The organism is Neobacillus sp. GCM10023253 (assembly GCF_042653105.1).
In the GTDB taxonomy this organism is placed as follows: domain Bacteria; phylum Bacillota; class Bacilli; order Bacillales; family Cytobacillaceae; genus Neobacillus; species Neobacillus citreus.
On record NZ_JBHSHV010000003.1, the window covers coordinates 790,042 to 804,555 of the forward strand.

17 protein-coding genes are annotated in these 14,514 nt (G+C 39.1%); 7 read left to right on the forward strand and 10 right to left on the reverse strand.

The features are described from left to right. Positions 1-133: 133 nt before the first annotated feature. A complete protein-coding gene (locus ACFPA1_RS04190) occupies positions 134-982 on the reverse strand; it encodes a DegV family protein (RefSeq protein ID WP_378581425.1) in 849 nt (282 codons plus the stop codon). A gap of 215 nt (positions 983-1,197) precedes the next feature. Here ACFPA1_RS04190 and ACFPA1_RS04195 point away from each other — a divergent pair, with 215 nt between their 5' ends. The 4 genes from ACFPA1_RS04195 (at position 1,198) to ACFPA1_RS04210 (ending at position 4,314) form a co-directional block, all read left to right on the forward strand. Further along, a complete protein-coding gene (locus ACFPA1_RS04195) occupies positions 1,198-1,974 on the forward strand; it encodes an SGNH/GDSL hydrolase family protein (RefSeq protein ID WP_378581426.1) in 777 nt (258 codons plus the stop codon). 12 nt (positions 1,975-1,986) lie between these two features. Beyond that, positions 1,987-2,901, forward strand: a complete 915-nt coding sequence (locus tag ACFPA1_RS04200; protein ID WP_378581428.1) for an ATP-binding cassette domain-containing protein — start codon at positions 1,987-1,989, stop codon at positions 2,899-2,901. Next, the gene (locus tag ACFPA1_RS04205; RefSeq protein ID WP_378581430.1) at positions 2,894-3,874 is read left to right on the forward strand and encodes an ABC transporter permease; all 981 of its coding nucleotides are present in this window, start codon (positions 2,894-2,896) and stop codon (positions 3,872-3,874) included. Before ACFPA1_RS04200 ends, ACFPA1_RS04205 begins: the two co-directional genes overlap by 8 nt. A 71-nt stretch (positions 3,875-3,945) precedes the next feature. Further along, entirely contained in the window at positions 3,946-4,314 is a 369-nt protein-coding gene (locus tag ACFPA1_RS04210) for a VOC family protein (RefSeq protein ID WP_213140454.1), read from the forward strand. Positions 4,315-4,418: 104 nt separating this feature from the next. Here ACFPA1_RS04210 and ACFPA1_RS04215 read toward each other — a convergent pair whose 3' ends face one another. Then, on the reverse strand, positions 4,419-5,642 hold the full coding sequence (locus ACFPA1_RS04215; RefSeq protein WP_378581432.1) for an NAD(P)/FAD-dependent oxidoreductase: 1,224 nt from the start codon (positions 5,640-5,642) through the stop codon (positions 4,419-4,421). Positions 5,643-5,922: 280 nt separating this feature from the next. Between ACFPA1_RS04215 and ACFPA1_RS04220 the strand changes: the two genes are divergently transcribed. After that, complete coding sequence (locus ACFPA1_RS04220) at positions 5,923-6,483, forward strand: hypothetical protein (protein ID WP_213140452.1); 561 nt, start codon at positions 5,923-5,925, stop codon at positions 6,481-6,483. Between the two features lie 134 nt (positions 6,484-6,617). Continuing rightward, entirely contained in the window at positions 6,618-6,740 is a 123-nt protein-coding gene (locus tag ACFPA1_RS04225; RefSeq protein WP_277398128.1) for a hypothetical protein, read from the forward strand. Positions 6,741-6,810: 70 nt separating this feature from the next. On the opposite strand, the gene ACFPA1_RS04230 is transcribed toward ACFPA1_RS04225, so the two are convergent. The 7 genes from ACFPA1_RS04230 to ACFPA1_RS04260 all read right to left on the reverse strand — a co-directional run bounded on the left by ACFPA1_RS04230 (position 6,811) and on the right by ACFPA1_RS04260 (position 12,616). Continuing rightward, positions 6,811-7,020, reverse strand: a complete 210-nt coding sequence (locus ACFPA1_RS04230; RefSeq protein ID WP_213140451.1) for a twin-arginine translocase TatA/TatE family subunit — start codon at positions 7,018-7,020, stop codon at positions 6,811-6,813. Between the two features lie 73 nt (positions 7,021-7,093). Further along, positions 7,094-8,290 (reverse strand): D-alanyl-lipoteichoic acid biosynthesis protein DltD, encoded by a 1,197-nt coding sequence (gene dltD / locus ACFPA1_RS04235; protein ID WP_378581435.1) that lies wholly within the window; start codon positions 8,288-8,290, stop codon positions 7,094-7,096. Further along, positions 8,287-8,523, reverse strand: a complete 237-nt coding sequence (dltC, locus tag ACFPA1_RS04240; protein ID WP_213115992.1) for a D-alanine--poly(phosphoribitol) ligase subunit DltC — start codon at positions 8,521-8,523, stop codon at positions 8,287-8,289. Before dltC ends, dltD begins: the two co-directional genes overlap by 4 nt. A 5-nt stretch (positions 8,524-8,528) precedes the next feature. Then, positions 8,529-9,695 (reverse strand): D-alanyl-lipoteichoic acid biosynthesis protein DltB, encoded by a 1,167-nt coding sequence (gene dltB, locus ACFPA1_RS04245; RefSeq protein ID WP_378581437.1) that lies wholly within the window; start codon positions 9,693-9,695, stop codon positions 8,529-8,531. Beyond that, positions 9,692-11,209, reverse strand: coding sequence for a D-alanine--poly(phosphoribitol) ligase subunit DltA (dltA, locus tag ACFPA1_RS04250; RefSeq protein WP_378581439.1), 1,518 nt, complete (start codon positions 11,207-11,209; stop codon positions 9,692-9,694). Before dltA ends, dltB begins: the two co-directional genes overlap by 4 nt. A gap of 15 nt (positions 11,210-11,224) precedes the next feature. Then, positions 11,225-11,374, reverse strand: coding sequence for a teichoic acid D-Ala incorporation-associated protein DltX (gene dltX / locus ACFPA1_RS04255; RefSeq protein ID WP_213140447.1), 150 nt, complete (start codon positions 11,372-11,374; stop codon positions 11,225-11,227). A gap of 192 nt (positions 11,375-11,566) precedes the next feature. Continuing rightward, positions 11,567-12,616, reverse strand: coding sequence for a M42 family metallopeptidase (locus ACFPA1_RS04260; RefSeq protein ID WP_378581441.1), 1,050 nt, complete (start codon positions 12,614-12,616; stop codon positions 11,567-11,569). 151 nt (positions 12,617-12,767) lie between these two features. On the opposite strand from ACFPA1_RS04260, the gene ACFPA1_RS04265 reads away from it, so the two are divergent. Then, positions 12,768-13,475 (forward strand): DUF421 domain-containing protein, encoded by a 708-nt coding sequence (locus ACFPA1_RS04265; RefSeq protein ID WP_213140446.1) that lies wholly within the window; start codon positions 12,768-12,770, stop codon positions 13,473-13,475. Between the two features lie 59 nt (positions 13,476-13,534). Here the strand turns inward: ACFPA1_RS04265 and corA are convergent, their stop codons facing one another. Continuing rightward, positions 13,535-14,485, reverse strand: a complete 951-nt coding sequence (corA, locus tag ACFPA1_RS04270) for a magnesium/cobalt transporter CorA (RefSeq protein WP_378581443.1) — start codon at positions 14,483-14,485, stop codon at positions 13,535-13,537. Positions 14,486-14,514: the final 29 nt, after the last annotated feature.

The following is a 14,514-nucleotide window of genomic DNA, read 5'->3' on the forward strand; positions in this document are numbered from 1 at the left end:
AGAACGGAATTCGGGTTTTATTTTTAGCTAATAGGAAAGTATAAATTTTCACAAATTTATACTTTCCTAACGCATAAATTCAACTACGCCTCTGTCTTCGTCCTATCGGACTCGCCAATCGGCGAGTTTTCATTTATTCGCATACCCAGGAAAGACCTGTTGTCCCGACCCCAGTATGAACTCCTGCAACGGTTATCAACATCATAATCTCAGTTTTTAAATTTGGGAAGGTTTCGTTAAGTAATTTCTCCAGTTCTGAAGCCTTTTTTGAATCGTTTGCGTGAAGAATAGCTGCTTTTTGAACCTTTTTTGTTTCCAAATCTTCTTTTAATGTCTTTATTAGCCAAGCAAAGGCTTTTTTATCGGAACGGACCTTGTCTTTAATTTTTGCCGTACCTTCCTCGATGGCTAATATCGGCTTAATATTTAGAAGCGATGCTAATATTTTTTGTCCGCCTGAGACGCGGCCGCTTTTGTGCAGCTGATCGAGATTAGAAGGGACTAAAAATAGTCGCGTATGGTCACGCAAAGCATTTAGCTGGTATACAACTTCTTCAATCTCCAGTCCTTGTTCAACAAGCTCAATCCCTCTTTTAACAATAAAGGAAAGTGGATAAGAACCTGTAAGAGAATCAATAGCGTAAAGTTTAAAGCCAGCCATATTAGCGGCTAAAACGGAAGTTTGATAGGTACCGGTTAGAACACTTGATGCATGGACAGCAATCCCGAAATCATATTCCTCTTTCAACTTCTCATAGAGCTCTACGAAATCATTGATGGACGGCTGGGAAGATTGGAATTTCCCATCCTCATTTTTCATTCGCTCGTAAAATTCCTCCTGAGTAATATCAATCGTTTCCTTATAAAATTCGTCGTTAATAACAACATGCAGCGGGATAACATGTATGTCATTCTTCTCAATAAATTCCTTAGAGAGAGAAGATGTTGTATCGGTAATCCATGCGATCTTTGCCTTGTTCATAAGTCCTCTTCCTTCCGCGTAATTCAATAGATGTAATAGCTTACATTTCAAAATAGCAAATCATGTAGTTTTCATAACTACATAAAAGATACTAGAATCGTATTGTAGAGTCAATAAATATTTTAAGTTTCGCTTAAAATTCATATTCTCAAATTTGCTTCCCAAACAATTAGTGTTTAAATTAAAGATAGAAGAAGGGCAGAAAGGATGAATATATGAGTAAGAATTCAATTCGGGCGATAACGGGCGTGGCAGCCCTCCTTTGTCTCCTCTGGCTGGGAGGACTCGGTTGGGCAGTTGGGGAGTATTATGCAGGTACATCGGAAAATATCTCTAAGCCATCCGTTTCGGAGCAGAAAGTTGATCAGAAAAAGGGATTAACAGTAGTGGCTCTCGGGGATTCCTTAACACGAGGAACTGGTGATGAGACGGGGAAAGGCTATGTAGGTGTCCTAGTCGACGAAATCAAGGAAAAAACCAAAAAGTCTGTCCAACTGACCAACCTCGGCATTAATGGCCAAAGATCGGACCAGCTTCGCAACCAGGTTCAGGAGGAGGAAGTCGGAAGACAAATCCAAAAAGCAGATGTTGTGCTAGTGACAATCGGCGGTAACGATTTGTTTCGAGGCGGACAGGGGTTAATGGATTTTCAAGCGGAGGATATAACCGCTATTGAGAAAAAATATCTGGATAATTTGAATTTTATTTTCACAGAAATCCGCAAACACAATCAGACTGCCAATGTGTTCTTTGTTGGTTTGTACAATCCTTTCATTGAATTACATCAAGGAAAAGAAATGTCAAAAGTTGTTCGGAAATGGAATTACGATAGCGCTGAAATTAGTGCCTTATTCCCTAAAATCGTATTTGTTCCGACGTTCGATTTATTTGAATTGAAGGTAAATGATTATTTATATTCGGATAAGTTCCATCCGAATCAAAAAGGGTATCGGTTAATAGCTGAACGAGTTGCTGCATTGATGACATGGTAAGGAGTTAAACCGATGGAGAAAAAAATAACATTGTCCGTTAAGGATTTGAAAAAAGTAATCGGGCGTAGAGAGATTATCAGGGGATTGAGCTTTGACTTGCGGGAAGGAGAAGTATTTGGCTTCCTCGGGCCAAATGGCGCAGGCAAAACAACGACAATCCGTATGCTAGTCGGTCTAATCAAACCGACCTCCGGAACTATTCACATTTGTGGTTTTAACATTAGAGAGCATTTTCAAAAGGCAATGGAAAATTTGGGCTGTATTGTCGAAAATCCAGAATTATACCCATATTTGTCGGGTTATAATAACCTGCTTCATTTTGCTCGCATGCTTGATGGGATCGGCGAAGAACGCATTAAGGAAGTGACGGAGCTTGTTGGCTTGACCGAAAGAATTCATGATAAAGTAAAAACTTACTCACTTGGTATGCGGCAGCGCCTGGGAATTGCCCAAGCACTATTAGGAAATCCGAAGGTGCTGATTCTGGATGAGCCTACTAACGGACTAGATCCCGCCGGAATTCGTGAAATGCGGGAATTTATCCGCTTTTTGGCCGAACAGGAAGGATTGAGTGTCCTTGTCTCGAGCCATTTATTAAGTGAAATTCAGTTATTGTGTGACCGGGTTGCCATTATTTCAAAGGGTGCCATCATACGCATAGATACAGTTGAAAAGTTGTTATCAAATCGTGAAAGAGTCGTCTGGCGGCTTGCGCCGATTGACAAAGGAAAACAAGTATTAGCAGCGATGACAGTAATAGAGGAAAAAGAAGACGGCACCATTTTAACAGAGTTTGACGAACAAAGAACGCCTGAGTGGAATAAACAGCTTGTTGAAGCTGGGGTTTCGGTAATTGAATTCCATCGAAAGCTTCCTGTGCTCGAAGATTTGTTCCTTGAGCTTACTGGGGGTGAGACAATTGCATAAATTGATTCAAAATGAAATGCTCAAGCTGATCGCCAAGAAACGATTAATCGTTATTGCCATCATCATTGGCGTTCTTGTCATGTTGTTTACTTATGCTCAATATAAGCAGATTGAAACACAGCGGGAGAAATTGGGCACCAGTGATTGGCGGACCATCCTTCAGCAGCAGATTGTCGACACCACCAACCGTTTATCGAGCAGCCGGATTTCAGACGAATGGAAAAAACAGCTGCAAATCTCGCTTCAGCAGCAGCAGTATTACCTTGAACATGATATTAATCCCTCAGAACCCGGGGCACCTACTTTTATGCGGATTTTTCTGGAAAATTCGATTGACCTGTTTATTCCTTTAATGGTGATGGTTATAGCCAGTGACTTGGTTTCCTCTGAGCATAGTCTTGGCACTGTCAAACTGCTCTTAACCCGGCCCGTCAAAAGATGGAAAATCCTCTTAAGCAAATACATAACACTATGCCTTGCCGTTTCATTAATTATTGCCATTGCCGGAATTCTCTCATATGGTATTTCCGGACTTGTTTTCGGATACAAAGGGTGGGGCGCACCGATCCTGACTGGATTCAGCGTTACCGAAACCGGGTTAAATACATCTGAAGTAAGGCTGTTAAGTCTGTGGAAGTTTTTATTAATGGATTTTGGACTTGTTTGGTTCGTAGCTATCGTCGTTGGCACCTTGTCGTTTATGTTATCGGTTTTAATCCGCAGTACCGCGGCAGGGATGGGGGTTATGCTGGCGGCCTTAATTTCCGGGGCGATATTAAATAATATGGTTTCATCATGGAAATCAGCCAAATTCTTTTTTATGGTGAATTTAAGACTGACAGACTATATGAAGGGGAACGCACCGCCAATTGAAGGTATGACGCTGTCGTTTTCATTGCTCACCCTGTTAGTGTGGTGGGCGGCAGCATTAATGGTATCGTTTATGGTCTTTACAAAGAGGGATGTTTACTAAATTAAAATTTGATAGAAATTTTTAAATTTTATAAAATAAAAGGTGTAAACGAAGAAAATGGGGGAATCAATATGTCATTTGTCGTCAAAAAAATTGATCATGTTCAACTGGCTGCTCCAAAAGGCTGTGAAGACGAAGCGAGAAAATTTTTTGGAGATATTTTAGGGTTAGCCGAGGTGGAGAAACCGGAGGAATTAAAGAAACGCGGCGGCGTTTGGTTTGAGTTTGGTACGTTCCAAATTCATATTGGAGTAGAGGAGCCCTTTAGCCCTGCTAAAAAAGCACATCCTGCCCTTGTTGTGGAAAACATCGATGCCTTAAAAGAGCATCTAAATAATAACAATATACCTTTTACTACAGACGACAATCTCCCTGGTGCAAACCGAATCCACCTGCATGATCCATTCGGAAACCGCCTTGAGTTATTAGAATGGATATAAAAAACAGCCCGCTGTCACAAGCGGGCTGTTTTCTATATCTGATGAGATTCTGTCTTTCTGATCAATCGAGACAGGTAAGTTGGCTGCGTCCTTTAATCATAAGGTTATTGTTTTGCAGTGATTTTGACAGGATCGCGGTCGATTCTAAAGTGCTGCTTTAGGATTAATGCAGGTCCGCCGAGATTGAACAAATATCGTGCTTCAATCACTTGTTTCATGAAGGCGCCAAATAAACCGGAAAGGCGGAAGCGACCGACTAAGCCAACTGCGGCAAAATTGCCAATGGAAGCAACTGTCCCTTTATGATGGTATTCAAACACCTTCAATTCATTGCCGCGGAGTGTAGACACAATGTTCTGTGCACAAACAGGTGCTTGCTGGAGGGCAACCTGGGCAGTAGGGGGTAAATAGCTTTTTTCATCCTTCATGAATAGTGAGCAATCCCCAACGCTGAAGACGTTTGTGATATTTTTTACCCTAAGGTACGAATCAACAGGAATCTTTCCTTTTTCAAGCGGCAATCCAAATTTTTCGACAATGGAATTTGCCTTTACGCCACAGGACCATATGATAGTTCGAGCAGGAATTTCCAAATCGGATTCTAACAATAGTTTTTCTGGAGTGCATTCCAATATCTTCTTCGAAGTCATTAATTCAACATTAAATTTCTCTAATGTTTCAGTTGCATACTTTATTGATTGTTTTGGAAAGAAGGGAATAACAGATTGAGCCGCTTCCACGGCAATAATTTTTACTTTTTCAAATGGAATATTGTGTTGTCTGCAAAGATTTGGCAGTCCCTCAGCTAATTCTCCTAGCATCTCAATCCCGGTAAATCCTCCGCCAGCAACCACAAAGGTTAACCGAGAAGGGTCTTGGTCCTCTTTATAGAGGTTCAACTGCTTTGTGATATGATGATAAATTGCTTTTGAGCTTCTAAAGCTGCGGATTGCCAAGGCATTTTCTTTAATGCCTGGAATCCCAAATGTTTCTACTTCAAAGCCCAATGCCGTCACTAAATAGTCGTATTCGATGGTATCCCCGCCATCTAGGTGAACTAACTGGTTTTGGATATCGACAGTGGATACTGAACTTTTAATAAATCGGGTTTTGTTGGAGTCAACTAAATCCGGAATGGAAATGGCAAATTGCCGATCTGCCGCCGTACCAACGCCAATTTTGTGGAGCTGGGTGGTTATGTAATGATAATCGTGTTTATTAATAAGGGTTACGTCTGCTTCCCCGTCTTTTAACAACTTCTCCAGTCGTTTGCTTGTAATAATGCCCCCGTATCCAGCACCGAGAATCACAATTTTTGGCTTTGTCATATGTCATCAGCTCCCAGTAAAATATCTGATTTGTGAAATGTTTCACATGTAATTTTTAAAAAATAAGGCAAACCTCGTTTTATTATTTTTTGTATGTGAAGATATTCACAAGTGATTTATGTATTTAGAGTACGATATTTTGTAAAAGAGTACAAGCTAATAATCACTAAAATTTTGTCAAAATGGTAAATTTTTTTTCATAAATTGGGCATTATAAATTCGTGCCAAATTACATTTATTGGTTTCGAAACAATATAAAAGATTTTGAAAGGAGATTTTTATGAAAAGTAAAATAGTTTGTTTATTATTAGGACTGTTCTTGGCGGTACCCGGTCTTGGGAACGCGAATATGGTGCCTGACACCACTGGGAAACAGCTTGAAAAACCATGTGACTGCGAAGCGGAAGAGACTAAGCATGAACATGGGATGCATCGTGACTGGCAGGCTGAAATGGCAGAACGGCAGAAGCAGCTTTTATCATCGGTAGAGAAGTATACTCCAGATAAGAAAAAAGAATGGGAGGCTGTTCTGAAGGAGAGAAATGCTCTTCGCACCAAATGGATGAGTCCGGAAAATGCCGGAAAACGGGAGCAATGGAAGAAAGAGAAAATGCAAAAAATGACTGAGCTTAAGAAACAATTAGATGAAGGGAAAATTACCAAAGAAGAATTTATCAAAAAGGCTCATGGTGAAAAAGATATGATGAAATGGAAAACATTTCATGACCTTAGTCTTGCGGTAGAGAAGAACGATTCGAAAAAGGCAGCAGAAACCCTTAATCAATTATTATTACAATTTAAGGAACATAATGCGAAGCTCAAAGAAAAACTCGGTGAATAAAAAAATCTCAAAGAAAAAGCCAATTATTTGTAGTTGGCTTTTTCTATTGAGTGTTTATACAATATAAAAATTACATTATTAAAAGACAGTCAAAGGGGAATTTTAAAAGGGAGACATGAAAGGGAGGTATAGGTATGGATCGAAAAAAATTAATGATGACAACCGTAGCATTAGGGGCAGCGTATTTAATGCGGAATGACAAGTCCCGTAAAAAACTTATGAATCAACTTCAGGGACTGGCAAAATCAAGAAGATAATGACAAAGTAAAAAGGGCTGCCTCAACACGGGTCAAGCCCTTGTGTTTTGAGACAGCCTTGTTTTTAGGATTATTTTGTAATGTCGACTTTTTTCGCCTCTTTAATGTCTTCATGTATTTCCGCTTTAATATCTTCAGCAATTCCGCTGGTGGCATTTTTAAATTCACGGATGGACTTACCAAAGGCACGGCCAATTTCCGGCAGTTTATTTGGACCAAAAATAACTAACGCAACAATTAAGATCAAAATTAATCCGGGTACTCCAATGTTGGAAAACATTCCTTCATCTCCTAGCGATGATTATTTGTTCAGATATATTATACAGATTTATCCGCCATTATTCTAGCACTGTCTATTCCAAGGCTACCGATGTATTTTCATGTCCATCATAGAAATCTTTTATGGCTTTATCAACATAAACCCAGCCTTTCCAGCCTATATGAATAGTATCCTTCATAAAGTAGGGGTCGTATTCATGATTGGAGAAATCGGCAATCCGAAAGTCGTTCGCCTCAATTTGCTTCTTAATACGATCGTAGTAGGCAGTTCGACCCTCTTGAGGGAAATCAGTATAGTCATACCATTTACCATTGACCGGAACAGATATAAATAATGGTTCTGCTCCTGAATCCTTTAAAAGATCAAGAACAAGTTCAAAATCATCGTATTCAGGTGATTCGCCATAAGAAGCACCTGTTTTTGAGTTTTTCAATGAAGGCAATAATTTTCGAATTTTATCATACTGATAGTTACTAATATAGAAGGCATTATTCGTTGCTCTTTTCTCACCATATCGGTCTGCCTGTTCCGCTAATTCAGTCCATGATTTATTTTTAACCGAGGGACTAATGTCCCGTTTGCTTGAAAACCCACCCGCTAACGTATAATAGAGGTCTTTCTTCTCTAATAACTCCCGATAGGTGAACGCAATCGGACGCACCAGATAACTTTCTCGTTTAATCCACGGATCTTTTGTCAATTCCGCCCGGTACATAGTAGAAAGAATCGGATCGTCTTGTACAGGCGAGAACTGTAAAAGACGTTTCATTGCCTTTTTCTTAAGGTCTGGATTGATATTTTTGTTAAAGGCTAAATCATATCCCTGTAAAGAGGAATAGTTTGGAACAAAATGGGTTTCATCTGTACCGTCAGGCTGAAACCATTGTGGCGATAGAACAAAAACTAACTTCTTGCCTTTCAGCTGCTGGGCATGTTCTGAAAAATTAAGAAAATGGATTAATGATTCCATTCCTCCCCGGCCAACAAGAAAAGGGGTAAAATCTGCCCCGGTTTCTTGAAAATAATTATTTGGGTGGAAACGGTCCAGCCTTGCAAGCTCAGAAGACCCATAAATAGGTAAATAACGAGGATCTTCAAGCATCTTATCTTGAATATACTTACCTTGAAACATAAATGGGTTTAATTCTGTTGCAGCTTGTGCTACCCTGTTTTTGGGAATCATATTGATAATCCAATTATTGGGTATCCCAATGATCATAACCAATCCAAGAAAGGCTATGAGGATGGGAGAAAATAAGGCTTTTTTCATTTTAAATCAGCCAGCTGAATGGCAATTTGATTCGGTGTATTCCATGTTTCACGATCAAATTCTGTAATCGGAACAGTAATACCGAAACGTTCCTCGGCTTGGACAAGCAGTTCGACTGTTCCGAATGAATCTAATAAACCGGCATCAAATAAATCAATATCCGGATTTTCCTTCACAATATCGTCCTGACAAATTTCTGCCAACAAAGAAATCACTTCATTTTTGAATTCCATCTTAATCAAGCTCCTTTATGAAATAATTGTCCAGAGAAAATATAAAAACCAAAGCAAATGAAATGGAAGGTAATCACAATTGAGATGGCATTTGTCCATTTATTTTGCGGCCACCATTTATGCTTTTTATTCAACTGCTCAAATGAATTATAGGCTACCATTAATACAGCGTGGTAAATCCCATAAATGATATATTGCATCTCAAGGCCGTGCCAGACTCCCATTAATAAAAACAGCAGAATGTAGCCAAGGTTTGAGAGCAGGTTTCTGTTTTTTGTCCACTTCTTCTTAGTCATCCAAAAGACAAATCTCATATAGACATAGTCCCTAAACCAAAAAGAAAGGCTCATATGCCAGCGGTTCCAGAAATCTTTTATATTACGGCTGATAAATGGCTTATTAAAGTTTTCCGGCGATTTAATCCCCATAATATAGCTGACACCAACTGCAAACGCACTATAACCGGCAAAATCAAAAAATAGGTAAAGGCTGTAGGCATACATATAATAAAGATGATTCTCAAGATGACTGTGAGCAATAAATCTCAGATTGGCTATAAAATAGTGATTAATAGAGTAGCCGATAATGTATTTATATAGGAAACCACGAAAAATTTTATTGATTCCTTCATATAGTAACAATTTATATTGTTCCCCTGGCATTTCAAGAGCCATATCCTTTTCAAATCGACGATAGCGGTCAATCGGGCCTGACGAAATAGTCGGGAAAAACAAGATAAAATAGAGCAGGCGGGAAAGGGGAGGGTTTTTCTTGATCAGTCCATCCCTTGTTTCCATCACTAATTGTGTGCCCTTAAACGTTAAATAGGAAATACCTAGAAAACCGATGAAATTAACATCCGAAAAATAGGGCAGCAGCTTGGAAAGAACAAGCGGTAAAATTGATAGGATCACGGCCCCGTAAAAGACGCCATTGCTATTTCTGTTTTTTCGGTACGAAATATATGACTGTATTAATACTACCTGCCAAACGGTAAATAGACTTAAGGCCGCAGCCTGCTTAAGGGATGAAGCAAAGATTAACCCTAGTGCAACAACCGTTATAACCATATTGTAAGTGTGAAATCTTTTTCCCATAAGTCCCAGAACAGCAGTCGGCGCTAAAAGTACAGCAAGGATGATAAAGAATGTAAAAGAACCATATGGTGTCATTGCAATACCAATTCCTTAAATTTTTTGCGATCCATTTTTCCGTTTGCTGTCATTGGCAATTCTTCAAAATAAGAAAACTTTCTTGGAATCATATAGGCTGGCAATACCTCACCGAGTTCTTTTTTGATTGCACTGGTCAACTGAAATTCTTTTTCAAAATCATGGTCATTAGGAATGATGGCTGCGAGTAAATAATCTATTTTGTCATTTTGATAAACAGGAACTACCGCAGCTGATTTCACATACTTGGAATTGGCAATATGATGTTCAATTTCCTCTAATTCCATCCGATAGCCATGCAGTTTGATTTGAAAATCCATTCTGCCTTTGTAGAAAATAAAACCTTTTTCGTCGATAAAGGCAGCGTCACCTGTTCGATAGGCCTGTTTATCATCGATTCGAAGAAATGCTTTTTCAGTCAGCTCTTTTTCTCCAAGATAGCCTTTACTTACACTTGGACCGATAATAATCATCTCACCTTTTTCTCCCGGTGAGACGAGGGTGCCGTTTTCATCGACAATGAAAATCTGGGTATCTGCTTTAGGTTTTCCGATTGGCAGATTGGGATTTGCTTCAAGCAATTCTGCAGTTACCTCAACTGAAGTGACCGCAACCGTTGCTTCAGTAGGCCCGTAGGTATTATAAATCCTAGCTTTAGGGAATCGTTCCATTAACTGCTGGCAAATCGTTGCCGGCAAGATCTCACCGCAAAATAAGAATATCTGCAGTTCGGGTAAAAGCTCTTGGTTAAAGGATGGATCCATTAAGCACATTTGCACGAAAGATGGTGTTGAGGTCCAGACCTCTGTTTTTGATTTTGCTAATGCTTCGAATAGCAGCTTTGGCTTGGCAATCAACTCTTTTGTAATCGCGAAAATGGTCCCACCGCTTGCTAGCGCTGGATATAGGTCCATTACGGAAAGATCAAAAGAGTAGGGAGCCTGGTTTAAAAACCGCTGATTTCTTGTGATTGGAAAGTCGTTCAACATCCAATTGACAAAGCTTTGCAGGTTATTGGCAGAAATCTGCACACCTTTTGGATTGCCCGTACTGCCCGATGTATAAATAATGTAATAGTTTTCGTCACCGTCAACCCAATTTTCAACATGAATTGGGGCAGTTGTTATCTGTTCAGCCATGATTTTTTCAAAATTAACAGTCGTGACAGGAAGATTGTCAAAATCAAGGTCCAGCCCAGTTGTATTGATTACGAATTCCGCATGGGAACGGCTGATGATCGTCATGATTCTTTCGATTGGAATGGAGGTATCAACAGGGATATAGGCTAATCCTGCTTTTACGCAGCCCAAAAAGGAACTAATCATGGAAGCATCCATATGGCCGTAAACAATCACAGGAGTTTTTCTTTCGTTCATTTCGTTAAGAAGATATGCTCCTACTTGTTCAGATTGTCTCCATAACTCACCATAAGTGATTTCTTCAGTGGGAGAGATATATGCCAATGTATTTGGATTTGAAATTGCAAAGCTCTGAATGGTTGATAACATTTTCATCTTGGATGCCTCCCGTTAAAAATCGTTATAAATATAAGCACCTGCGCTTGCGTCGTTGAAGCCATACATGAAGAATAATAGAAGGAGGATAAGTAAGTAATAAAAAAATCTGCCAAACCATTTTATCTTTTGATTGGCAAAGAAAACTTTTAACCTAGCAAACATTGGTGAATCCTCCAGTATTGTTGTTTTGATGTAGTTAAAATGAACCATTTTTTTAATCTACTAACTAATCATAAATAGCTTTTATTCCCGCCTCAATAAATAAAAACTTAATAAATTATTAAATTTTATTAAGAAACTAAGCGGCAAAAAGACCAATCGGGGCACCAATTGGTCTTTTTATTAAGAAGGTTTTTATAAAATTAGATCCGATTGAACGTAATGATACAAAAGCTTGGCTGTATTTTCTAGCGACGATTTGTGGGTCCGTTCAAACGCGTGTGATGAATCGATGCCGGGGCCGATTAATCCATGGACAATATCGTGTCCGGAACGGATGGCGGCGGAGGCATCTGACCCATAGTGCGGATAAATATCAAGCTTATATCCAACATTGTTAGCTTCTGCAAGCTGCACCAAATGTTTACGTAAGCCGTAATGATACGGGCCGCTTGAATCCTTCACACAGATTGAAACCGTGTATTCATCGGTTGACTGTCCGTCTCCCATTGCCCCCATATCCACCGCTAAGTATTCAACCGTTTCCGGTGTTATATTGGAATTACCGCCATAGCCAATTTCTTCATTATTCGAAATGAGGAAATGTGTGGTGTAAGGTAAAAGGATATTCTCCGTTTTAATTTGTTTAATTAATTGCAGGAGAACAGCCACGCTCGCTTTATCATCCAAGTGGCGCGACTTGATATATCCGCTCGGTGTCACCTCAACGCGCGGGTCAAAGGAAACAAAATCTCCTACTTCAATTCCAAGCGAGCGGACTTCTTCTGCTGTATGTACTTTCTCATCAATTCGAATTTCCATATTCTCCTGATTCCGTTCCGCTTTTCCGGCATCTTTGTAAACGTGGACGGATGTTTGATGCATCAGGATGGTCCCAGTGAATTTCTTGCCGCTCGATGTTTCAATTTGGCAGTATTCACCTTCGATCGAATTGTACTTAAATCCGCCAATCAGGTCAATTTTCAGTCTGCCATTAGATTTTATTTCCTTTACCATGGCACCGAGTGTATCCACATGCGCGGTCAGCATCCTGTGCTGGCTTTTGTCTTTGCCTTTCAGTGTTGCAATAAGGCCGCCTTTACGATTTCTCTTCGTTTCAATCTGCAGTTCAGCAAAGAATTTTTCAACAAAGGTAATCACTTCATTCGTATTTCCGGACGGGCTTGGAATGGAGACTAACTTTGTTAATAGTTTCATCGTCTCTTCCGTGTTTGGATATGCCACAATTATGTTCTCCTCTCTATAATAGCGATCCTTTTTATTATACATCTAAATTTCTATGTTAATAAAAATGCTTCTGGTTTAGATGCAAAAAAAAATCTAATACTAATATGGAGCCAAATGGTCGTTTTACTATTGCTAGGGGAGATATATTTTGGAATTAATCTACCGTACAATTATTGTTTTTTTAGCAGGATATGTATTTTTGAGGATGACAGGTAAAAAGGCCGTATCGCAAATGCATACATTTGATTTACTGTATATCTTTGTCCTGACCAATATTATCAGTACTCCCGTTGAAGTAAATGATTTAGGTAAAGCAATAATTTATGGAGCCATTTTAGTTATTTTATATAAAATTTTGATCCGTTTATCCCTAAACAATAAATTAAGATGGATCATCTACGAAAGTCCCACCGTGTTAATTCGTAATGGTGATATTGATCGAACAGGACTGAAAAAGGTGCGTATGCCGATGAACGAATTATTATCACATTTAAGGGTGCAAGGGTATACAGATACGCAAAATATTGATCTTGCTGTAATGGAGGAAACGGGCAGCATTAGTGTGATACCCAAATCAGAATACCGGCCAATTCAGCCGAATGATTTAAATTTAAAGGTGAAGAAGGAGTATGTCCCAATACCACTAATTATGGACGGGCAAATTATTTATCATAATCTAAAATATCTCCAACTAGAACAAGGCTGGCTGATGAACGAGGTAGAAAAAACAGGTGAAAAAGTGGAGAACATCATATTAGCCACTTATTTAGAAAACGGGAAGTTATTTATTGATAATGATGTAATAAAGAAACATAAGGGGGATCCTTACTATTACAATCCGGGAGAAGATAGTTAAATGATATCATATGGAGATTTAAAGAGGGTGTCCCAAAAGTATCAAGGACACCCCTTTATTTACTTAAACCATCCTTTTTTCTTAAACCATAAGAACATCCAAAGCCCGACTAGGAACATCAGAAAAAGGACAGCAAAATAACCATATTTCCAATTAAGCTCTGGCATATAATGAAAGTTCATTCCATAGAGGCCGGCAATAAAAGTCAGTGGCATGAAAATGGTTGTGATGACAGTCAAGACCTTCATTACGTGATTTGTCTGGTGGGAGTTGATGGATATATAGCTGTCCCGGATATCCGTCGTTAACTCCCTGTTTGCTTCAATCATTTCTGTTAATTTTAATAAATGGTCATGGATATCGGAAAAGTAAACCATTTTCCCTTGCATTTCCGTCATCCGCTGCGAATTTAACATTCGATAGATTAGGTCGCGCATCGGTGTAATCGTATGTCGTAACGATAGAAGCTGATGCCGGGTATCAAACAAATCCTCCAACAACACCTCCATTGATCTGCCTGTTGAATTCTCATCAATCTCACTTAAGCGGTCTTCAATCTTATAAATGGGAGGAAAATAGTTGTCCACCATTTTATCGATAATATTATAAAGGACGTGGGAGGGATCCCATTTTTGAATATGTGGAGATTGACTTAAACGGTTCCATACTTCATTAATTTCCATTGAGGGGCTGTAATGAAATGTAACAATATAGTTCCCGCTAAGAAAGAAATCCACCTCTTCTTTTGAAATCGTTTCCTGATTTAAGGATTGAGTGACAAAAAAAGTATAGTTATCATAATAATCTAATTTTGGCCTTTGTAAATGATGAATACAATCCTCAATCGCCAATGGATGAAAAGAGAGTGGGTCCCTCAGGAATTCGATTTCCTCTTCCGTCGGCTGATTAAAATCAATCCAGTACCACTTGAAATTTCCCTTCACCAAGTGAATGATATCCACGTCTTTGACGATTTCCTTATTGTTTTTTATAGCAATGGTTCTTATCATAAAGACTCCTTAAAAAGCGCACAAATGTT

Bases quoted from the DNA above. Each gene is read 5' to 3' on its own strand.
- ACFPA1_RS04190 (WP_378581425.1), bottom strand. From the start codon at position 982: ATGAACAAGGCAAAGATCGCATGGATTACCGATACAACATCTTCTCTC.
- ACFPA1_RS04195 (WP_378581426.1), top strand. From the start codon at position 1,198: ATGAGTAAGAATTCAATTCGGGCGATAACGGGCGTGGCAGCCCTCCTT.
- ACFPA1_RS04200 (WP_378581428.1), top strand. From the start codon at position 1,987: ATGGAGAAAAAAATAACATTGTCCGTTAAGGATTTGAAAAAAGTAATC.
- ACFPA1_RS04210 (WP_213140454.1), top strand. From the start codon at position 3,946: ATGTCATTTGTCGTCAAAAAAATTGATCATGTTCAACTGGCTGCTCCA.
- ACFPA1_RS04215 (WP_378581432.1), bottom strand. From the start codon at position 5,642: ATGACAAAGCCAAAAATTGTGATTCTCGGTGCTGGATACGGGGGCATT.
- ACFPA1_RS04220 (WP_213140452.1), top strand. From the start codon at position 5,923: ATGAAAAGTAAAATAGTTTGTTTATTATTAGGACTGTTCTTGGCGGTA.
- ACFPA1_RS04225 (WP_277398128.1), top strand. From the start codon at position 6,618: ATGGATCGAAAAAAATTAATGATGACAACCGTAGCATTAGGGGCAGCG.
- ACFPA1_RS04230 (WP_213140451.1), bottom strand. From the start codon at position 7,020: ATGTTTTCCAACATTGGAGTACCCGGATTAATTTTGATCTTAATTGTT.
- dltD (WP_378581435.1), bottom strand. From the start codon at position 8,290: ATGAAAAAAGCCTTATTTTCTCCCATCCTCATAGCCTTTCTTGGATTG.
- dltC (WP_213115992.1), bottom strand. From the start codon at position 8,523: ATGGAATTCAAAAATGAAGTGATTTCTTTGTTGGCAGAAATTTGTCAG.
- dltB (WP_378581437.1), bottom strand. From the start codon at position 9,695: ATGACACCATATGGTTCTTTTACATTCTTTATCATCCTTGCTGTACTT.
- dltA (WP_378581439.1), bottom strand. From the start codon at position 11,209: ATGAAAATGTTATCAACCATTCAGAGCTTTGCAATTTCAAATCCAAAT.
- dltX (WP_213140447.1), bottom strand. From the start codon at position 11,374: ATGTTTGCTAGGTTAAAAGTTTTCTTTGCCAATCAAAAGATAAAATGG.
- corA (WP_378581443.1), bottom strand. From the start codon at position 14,485: ATGATAAGAACCATTGCTATAAAAAACAATAAGGAAATCGTCAAAGAC.